This window comes from Moorena sp. SIO2C4 (assembly GCF_010672485.1).
Classification (GTDB): domain Bacteria; phylum Cyanobacteriota; class Cyanobacteriia; order Cyanobacteriales; family Coleofasciculaceae; genus Moorena; species Moorena producens.
In genome coordinates this window covers 1-8,046 of record NZ_JAAHGN010000252.1, presented here as the reverse complement: position 1 = coordinate 8,046, position 8,046 = coordinate 1, and the positions used below count along the sequence as shown (strand labels likewise).

Annotated in this window: 7 protein-coding genes and 1 pseudogene; 4 read left to right on the top strand and 4 right to left on the bottom strand. The window is 44.8% G+C overall.

Annotated features, from left to right (window positions below):
• The first annotated feature begins 23 nt into the window (after positions 1–23).
• The gene (locus tag F6K20_RS15115; RefSeq protein ID WP_008179497.1) at positions 24–941 is read left to right on the top strand and encodes a branched-chain amino acid transaminase; all 918 of its coding nucleotides are present in this window, start codon (positions 24–26) and stop codon (positions 939–941) included.
• 50 nt (positions 942–991) lie between these two features.
• Here the strand turns inward: F6K20_RS15115 and F6K20_RS15110 are convergent, their stop codons facing one another.
• Positions 992–1,168, bottom strand: a complete 177-nt coding sequence (locus F6K20_RS15110; RefSeq protein ID WP_287253241.1) for a hypothetical protein — start codon at positions 1,166–1,168, stop codon at positions 992–994.
• A 2-nt stretch (positions 1,169–1,170) separates the two neighbouring features.
• On the opposite strand from F6K20_RS15110, the gene F6K20_RS15105 reads away from it, so the two are divergent.
• The 3 genes from F6K20_RS15105 to lnt all read left to right on the top strand — a co-directional run bounded on the left by F6K20_RS15105 (position 1,171) and on the right by lnt (position 6,563).
• Positions 1,171–3,015 carry a tetratricopeptide repeat protein gene (locus F6K20_RS15105; protein WP_008179495.1) on the top strand — a complete coding sequence of 615 codons (1,845 nt, stop codon included), beginning with the start codon at positions 1,171–1,173 and terminating at the stop codon, positions 3,013–3,015.
• Positions 3,016–3,400: 385 nt separating this feature from the next.
• On the top strand, positions 3,401–4,633 hold the full coding sequence (locus F6K20_RS15100) for a glycosyltransferase family 39 protein (RefSeq protein WP_008179494.1): 1,233 nt from the start codon (positions 3,401–3,403) through the stop codon (positions 4,631–4,633).
• Positions 4,634–4,700: 67 nt separating this feature from the next.
• Complete coding sequence (gene lnt, locus F6K20_RS15095; protein ID WP_008179492.1) at positions 4,701–6,563, top strand: apolipoprotein N-acyltransferase; 1,863 nt, start codon at positions 4,701–4,703, stop codon at positions 6,561–6,563.
• Between the two features lie 69 nt (positions 6,564–6,632).
• Here the strand turns inward: lnt and F6K20_RS15090 are convergent, their stop codons facing one another.
• The 3 genes and pseudogenes from F6K20_RS15090 to F6K20_RS15080 form a co-directional block, all read right to left on the bottom strand.
• Positions 6,633–7,289, bottom strand: coding sequence for a YqiA/YcfP family alpha/beta fold hydrolase (locus F6K20_RS15090; protein ID WP_008179490.1), 657 nt, complete (start codon positions 7,287–7,289; stop codon positions 6,633–6,635).
• A gap of 24 nt (positions 7,290–7,313) precedes the next feature.
• Positions 7,314–7,778, bottom strand: a complete 465-nt coding sequence (locus tag F6K20_RS15085; RefSeq protein WP_008179488.1) for a Spy/CpxP family protein refolding chaperone — start codon at positions 7,776–7,778, stop codon at positions 7,314–7,316.
• 26 nt (positions 7,779–7,804) lie between these two features.
• A pseudogene (locus F6K20_RS15080) lies at positions 7,805–8,046 on the bottom strand (hypothetical protein); the annotation flags it as partial.

Here is an 8,046-nt window from a genome sequence, read left to right as displayed (position 1 = left end):
ATCTTGAAGCACTGATTTTAACTATGCCTGATTTTTTGCCCATTGCTTACTTTCAGAACAAGTTTGTCCCTTTCGCTGACGCCAAAATTTCCATTGCTACCCATGCCTTGCACTACGGCACGGGAGCTTTTGGCGGATTACGCTGTCTCCCTGACCCAGAAAACCCACAGCAATGTTTACTGTTTCGGTTAGACCGCCATTGCCAACGCCTAAGTAATAGTGCCCGGTTATTACACTACAATTTACCTCCTGATAAAATCGAGACTATTATCGTTGAGTTTATCAAACAAAATAAACCAACTACATCGTTTTATATCCGCCCTTTTGTCTATACCTCAGATTTAGGAATTTCCCCGAGACTGCATAATATTGAAAAAGACTTTTTTGTTTATGGATTAGAATTAGGAGATTATTTATCTCCTGAGGGAGTTAGCTGTCGGATTAGTTCATGGTATCGACAACAAGACCAAAGTTTACCCTTGAGAGGTAAAATTAGTGGAGCTTATATTACCTCTTCCTTGGCGAAAAGCGAAGCAGTAGAGTCTGGCTTTGATGAAGCCATTATGATGAATTCTGAGGGAAAAGTATCGGAAGCTTCTGGGATGAATATCTTTCTGGTCAGAAATGGGCAGTTGATTACCCCTGGATTCGACCAGGATATCCTGGAAGGAATTACTCGGGATAGTATTCTAACCCTTGCTAAAGACATGGGCTTGCCAACTAGACAACGACCAGTGGATAAATCCGAACTATTTATTGCCGATGAAGTATTTCTGAGTGGAACAGCGGCAAAGATCACTCCAGTTAAACGAATCGAAAACTATCACTTATCTCCAAACAGACCAATAACTGAAAAGCTCAAGGATACCCTAGCAGCAATTACCGAAAATCGGGAACCAAAATACAAAGACTGGGTGTATACGGTTAAAATTAATAAATGAACTAAACGTCAGCATTCAGCCGTCAGCGGTCAGTCGTCAGCTTATTTTATTCAAAAGCACCGATCTAGTAGCGTGGCACAGGCTTCGACGCTGGGACTTTCCCCGTAGCGCATTAGCTGATAGCTGATAGCTGATAGCTGATTGCTTAAAATTAAAATTAAACTCCGGCTTATTGAACCTGTAAACCTGTAGCGACTTCTGGGATAGCGAGTAGAATCAAACCTCAACCATGAACAATCAACCGATAAATTCCGCAAACCCCTTAGGCGGTCGCTACAAAATCATCAGCAAGCTGGGAGCAGGTGGCTTTGGTCAAACGTTTCTGGCACAGGACTTGCACTTGCCAGGAACTCCCCAATGTGTGATTAAACAGCTAAAACCCCAGGTGACGGATCCTGAGTGTTTGGAAATTTCCAAACGCCTATTTGAGCGAGAAGCCCAAGTCCTCTACCAGCTGGGTAACCACGATCAGATTCCCCAGTTGCTGGCGCACTTTGAGGAAAATCACGAGTTTTATCTGGCGCAAGAATTTATTGATGGACAACCCCTCAACCAAGAAATCAGTCAGCCTTGGGAATCAAATCGAGTTATTGCTCTGTTGCAAGACATTCTACAAGTCCTAGTATTTGTCCATGAGCAACGTGTGATCCATCGTGATATCAAACCCCCAAACCTAATCCGCCGCCGCAAGGATGGTAGAGTTGTCATGATTGATTTTGGGGCAGTTAAGCAAGCTAGCACCCAGATTATCGATCCCGAAACCGGGCAAACCAAAACCATTGCTATTGGCAGTCATGGCTACACCCCCAAAGAACAGTTCGGTGGCAATCCCCGTTTTAGCAGCGATATCTATGCGGTGGGTATGGTAGGTATCCAGGCATTAACCGGAATTCATCCCAAGTTCCTGAAAGAAAACTCCGAAACAGGGGAAATCAACTGGCGCGATCGCGTCCAAGTTAACATCCAAGTTAACTCAGAATTAGCGGATATCCTGGACTGTATGGTGCGCTATGATTTCCGTGACCGCTATCCGACCGCAGTAGAAGCGTTGGCAGCAGTTCAGAGGCTAACTGCTGCACCAACAATAGCTATGTCTGCTACAGTTCCGGAAGAGACTGTTTCTGTTTCAGCAACATCAGCACAAACCCAGGCCAGATCAGAGATCATCCCAAGATGGTTAATGAAGCCTTGGTTGATGATTACTGTGTTAGCAGGGATGGGTATCAGTATTGCTGTGATCGGTACTAAGACTTTTCTAGTTCCCAAACCTGTCACTCAAACTGACAACATTAGCGATACCGTTGCGGAAACCTCGACCACCACCTCTGAGTCAAAACCTGCAACTCCAGCCGTAGTTAGCAACACCCCTGAAATTACTACTACCAGCTCAGTCCAAAAAACTATTCCCGAATCGGATACCGAATCAGCTGCAAAATCGGCATCCGACCCGGAAACACAACCAAAGGAAACACAACCAACTGCAACAGAATTAAACAGCCAAGGGGATAGCTTGCGGCAAGCAGGAAAGTACCAGCAAGCACTGATGACTTACGAAAAAGCGATTGGCCTATGGCCACGCTACGCGAACGCAAAGGACTCAAATTTAGCAGAAGCTCATTGGGGTCGTTGCTATAGCTTGAATTCCTTGGGCCGTACTCAAGAAGGACTGGCTGCCTGCGATCAAGCCCTTGCCCTTAAACCTGACTACCCCGAAGCATTGTGGAGTAAAGGTGCAGCTATCGAATCCCAAAATACCCCAACCGCCATAACTCTAGCGCTAACTTTATACGAGAAAGCGATCGCAATCAAGCCCGATTTTGCTGACGCCTGGATTAACCGAGGAGTAGCCCTCCATAAACTCGGTCGCTACAGGGAGGCCATAGAAGCATATAATCGGGCAATTAAACTCAATCCTAATTCTGCGGATGCTTGGAGTAATAAAGGGGCAGCCTTATGGGCCAAACGTGAATACGATCAAGCGATCGATTCGATGGAAAAAGCACTTCAAATCCAGCCGAATCACCCCAATGCTAAGAATCTGCGTCAGCAGGCAAGGGAAAAATTAGGCCGTTGATCACTCGGTAAAAATAAATATTCGATAAAGATCAGAGATTTATTTAAATATCTGATAAAGATTTTGGGTTTTGGTCCTAGAAACTGGAAAATCCTCTACTATTAGTTTTAATTACTTTTAATTGCTATTAAGCATTAGACCGGATAGCCCTAGGGATTAAATAGGAAAACCTAACACTTTAGCAAAGGGAACAGCGGATCACCGGAACAGGGAGTAGGGAATATGGCATCAAAATTATCTCAATTCCTACACGGATTGCTATTTCCCCTAATGCTCAAAACTAAATTCACAGAATACTAGGATTGCGCTCACAATCCCTAATTTTAATTAACTAATATTAGTGAAATCATACTACTTAACTAATTTGAATTAACTGTCCATCACCATGAAACTGAATACACCAGCACTTGGAATAAGAGCCAATTTGCTCCAGAAGTGGATGCCGATCGGCTTAATTTTACTAGTCGCTACTGGGTTGTACCTCTATCAACTCGGCACAGAGAGCTTATGGTACGATGAGCTATTTAGCATTAACAAAACCCAGAGTGGGATATCACTGCCTCCGAAGAATCTGACACGTCCCTTTTATTTCATGATTCTCCACATTTGGATGCAGTTTAGCACTAGCACCGTTTGGTTGCGTGGGCTATCTGTAATTTTTGGACTAGGCAGTATCTTCCTAATCTACCTGCTGGGTCGTCGCTTAGCTGGAAAGCCAGTTGGCTTGATTGCCGCCCTCTTACTAACCCTCTCGCCTCTGTTTATCAACCATGCCCAAGAGGTAAGGATGTACACCCTCATCCCCTTCTTAAGTTTAGGGGGTACCTTAGCTCTAGTTCATGCCCTTGAAAATCCCAGGTTTGCTGCCATCAACTGGTGGGCTGTGGCCAGGTTTCTAGCCCTGGTGACTACTCCCGTTAGTGTGACCTTGTTTGTGCCAGATCTGGTATTAATTGGATGGCAGTTCCGTAATCACAAGCGCCGATTATTTGCCTTTGGGATCAGGCTGCTGCTGATTGGGAGTTGTTGGCTTCCTTTGGTATCAGCAGTTAATGAGTCTTCCACTAAATTCCTCAAAGGTTGGGTTACACAGTACCCAAAACCCAACATTATCTTAATTATCTCTGAAGTCACCCACTTGACAGCTTTTTGGCCATTGAGACACTTACTAGGGTCAGGCATCAGTGCCAACGACCTGATGAAACAGCTCAATCAGCAGTCTATCATGGACTGGCTTGTAGAGCATGTGTTAACGTCAAATCTTGTACCTTTGCTATATTACATGGCATATACAGCCATGGCAATCGGCTTGCTTGCGATCGCTCTATTGAGCAGGCACCCCTCAACAAAACTCTGGTGGATTAAAGTGTGGGCATTATTACCTGCCGGATCTATCTTATTGATATCCTATGTTTCCAGTTCCATATGGAAAGCTCGCTATCTACTAATTGTATCCCCCTATTTCTTAATTCTTCTAGCAGCAGGCTTGATGAAAGTTTGGCGTTGGCAACGTCAGGTAGCTGTTTTAGTAACTCTGCTCTACGCTATAGCAGTGGGTAGTGGTCTAGTGCATTACTACACAACCTTGTATCGTGTAGCAGGTGGTGCGCCAACTTGAGATTTTATTTATATAGTTCATTTTGTCTATACATCGTTTACTATTACCATTAATCGGTGGCATCCTGATGGGACTGACACCATCACCAACAGAAGCTTGGCCCCTAGCGTGGATTGCCCTAGTGCCTCTATGGTTCATAGTAGTCAGGGGTCAGAGTATTCGTGGCAATGCTTTATCTGGTCTGATCTGGGGTATCGGTTATCATGGCTTAGCTCTATCTTGGATTACTGGTATTCACCCGATGGACTGGATGGGGGTACCATGGCTAGCTAGTATTGCGATCGCATTATTCTGCTGGATATTCATTACCCTGTGGGGAGCACTCCTAGTAGCTGTCTGGGCCATAGGAATCTCTATAACTCAATCAATTACAGCAAGTTTCGCCCCCCTAGCCCCCCAACTTTGCGGTGCGACCCGTGGCGAATTTAATTCGCCAACGGAAAGCGCACTGGAGGGGGAAATTGAGTTAAAGTCCCCCAGAATTGGGGGATTTAGGGGGCTTGCAGCTAAAGGTAGTGAGGTCAATTCATCTGAAAACCGCTGTAAATTCCCATCCACCAAAGCTACACAACAACGTGATCTAAATCCTGATCTAAATCGTGATCTAAATCTCCCTACCCCCACTCAAAACTATGTTCTTTTAACCTCCTGCTTGCGGGTTCTAATCGGTACAGGCTTGTGGTGTGGCATAGAAACCCTGCGGAGTATGAGTCCCCTGTACTGGTCTTCCTTATCCTATACCCAAAGTCCCCATAACCTGATAATTTTGCACCTCGGTCAATTATCCGGTCCAATAACAGTTACAGCAGCTATTGTCGCCGTCAATGGTTTAATAGCTGAAAGCGCATTAAAGGTTAGTAGTTTTAAAGTTAGCAGGTTGAACGTTGGCAGGTTGAACGTTGAAAGTGATCACAACAACCTACCCTACGGTAACGCCAAGGGCGAACAATATTCGACTCCTAAAAACCTCCAACATTCAACCCTTTTGGGTATAGCGATCGGATTATTAATCAGCTTACATCTGCTGGGATGGTTACTGTATAGTAAACCGATTGAGCAATCAAATGATTCTGCTATTAAAGTCGGTATTATTCAAGGAAACATCCCCAATGAAATTAAACTTTACTCCGCTGGATGGCAGCGTGCTATAAAAGGTTACACTACTGGATACCAGACATTGGCAGATCAAAAGGTAGACGCAGTGCTAACTCCTGAAACTGCCTTACCTTTTCTTTGGGAAGAACAGGTTCGCACTCGTAGTTCTTTCTACTCAGCAATATTAGATAAAGGGGTATTAGTTTGGGTAGGAGGCTATGGGCAAATCGGGCGTAGCCTTACCAATAGTTTGTTTACTGTCACCGGTACTGGTGAGACCTTCAGCCGTTACGATAAGGTCAAATTAGTGCCCTTAGGAGAATATATTCCTTTTGAAGAATTCCTAGGACGTTTAATTGACCGACTATCCCCTCTTGATTCTCACTTAGCAGCAGGTAAGCCTGACCAATTATTAGAAACACCCTTTGGTCAAGCAGTGGTAGGAATTTGTTATGAGTCAGCTTTTTCCGAGCACTTCCGCTATCAAGCTGCCGCTGGTGGGCAGTTTATTATCACTGCATCAAATAATGCCCATTACAGTAATAGTATGCCTGCCCAGCACCATGCTCAAGATGTAATGCGCTCCATTGAAACAGATAGGTGGACAGTTAGAGCAACCAATACCGGCTATTCCGGTATTGTAGACCCCCATGGCAAAACAGTATGGCTATCGGGGATTAATACCTATGAGTTGCACGCAGATACGATTTATCGACGACAAACTCAGACGTTGTATGTGCGCTGGGGGAATTGGTTGACTCCGGTGTTATTAGGGTTAGGGGGAATTGGTTGGTTGGTGTTGGGTTGGTTTGGAGTTAGTGTTGGGTTGGAGTAGCTCACCCCTGAACCGACTAACCTACCCGACAAGGGACGCCAAAGGCGAACAACCGACTAACCCTCAACCCTAAATATCACAAAATTCCCGAACTGCTGCCCAAATCAACGCCATCACGTCCCGCAAACCGTGTTCGCGTAGCGGCTCCAAAGGAGCATCGCTCTCCAATTCAACCAATTGCACCCAAGGGCGGGTACTGGCATAATCACGACTCGCCATGATAGGAATCACCTCATCATCGCACCCATGTAGAATCAGGGTAGGTACTTGTCGCCCTAGCTCCAAACCCTCATAATTACGGGCATCTTCTACAAACTGGTAGTGTAAGGGCAGCGAGCACTTTTCTCGGTAATGATAAATATCTAAATATCCCTCGTTCCGCCACTGATAGAGCTGTTCTGCTTCTAATTTGGGCAACCAATGGCCAAGGAAGCCAAATGCTGGTGCTAGTAGAACCAATCTTTTGATTTGTGGATTGTTTTGTGCTAAGTGTGCAGCGGTAAAAGCACCCAAACTAGAGCCGATTAACGTGACTGGTGTTCCATCTAAGGGCAGTAATGCTGCCACTTGACTAATCTGGCGACTTATGGTTAAATGATTAAAATCATCTTGATTAAGGTCAGGAATTGTTAGAAAGACATTTAGGCTAGCAAACCCTTGCTGTAGATACACCGCCTTGGCTGACTCAGGGCTAGAGGCAAAACCGTGTAGATAAATAAATTTCAAAATCCTTGTCCTTTGTGGTTCTCCCTAATCGGATAGAGGGTTTTGGTTGCGGCGCTGTCTCATGAATTGAGCAAACTCGATGCGTTGTTCAGGAGTCATCACCTCTCGCATCTGCAACATACTCTCAAGGTGTAACTCTCCTAGCTGCTGGTTCAATATTTGAACCTGTTGGTATTGAGTGCGGATAGTTTGTGTGTCAGCTGTACCCACCATCAACTCACCTAATTTATGCTTCGCTTGACTCACTTGCTGGCGAAGATCTATAATGGATTCTTCATACTCCAGCTTAATGGCTTTCAGCTGCTGCCTTTGCACCTGGTTAAGATTGAGTTGCCTCATTAACCTACTATGCCTACTCGATTTTGGGTGTTGTTGACCCTCGGGGCTGGGAATCAATTGAGAGGTTACAGGGTTGGAATTAGCTACAGCAGTGCAGCCAGTCAGGGTAACCATGAGAATTGACAAAATATAACCTGGACGTAACAGCATGGAAGTTACCTATAAATGTCTTTAATTTAAAGTTTGTAAGAAATATTGAAGGTTGTTCCCGTAGCGTGGCCGAAAGGCCAAGGTTGAAAGTTGAAAGTTGAAAGTTGAAAGTTGAAAGTTGAAAGTTGAAAGTTGAAGGTGGGTTGAAGGTTGAAGGTTGAAGGTTGAAGGTTGAAGGTTGAAGGTTGAAGGTTGAAGGTTGAAGGTTGAAGGTTGAAGGTTGAAGGTTGAAGGTTGAAGGTTGAAGGTTGAAGGTTGAAGGTTGAAG

Excerpts from the sequence above, each read along its gene's own strand:
- F6K20_RS15085 (WP_008179488.1), bottom strand. The coding sequence starts at position 7,778 with ATGCTGTTACGTCCAGGTTATATTTTGTCAATTCTCATGGTTACCCTG.
- F6K20_RS15115 (WP_008179497.1), top strand. The coding sequence starts at position 24 with ATGCCTGATTTTTTGCCCATTGCTTACTTTCAGAACAAGTTTGTCCCT.
- F6K20_RS15105 (WP_008179495.1), top strand. The coding sequence starts at position 1,171 with ATGAACAATCAACCGATAAATTCCGCAAACCCCTTAGGCGGTCGCTAC.
- lnt (WP_008179492.1), top strand. The coding sequence starts at position 4,701 with ATGGGACTGACACCATCACCAACAGAAGCTTGGCCCCTAGCGTGGATT.
- F6K20_RS15100 (WP_008179494.1), top strand. The coding sequence starts at position 3,401 with ATGAAACTGAATACACCAGCACTTGGAATAAGAGCCAATTTGCTCCAG.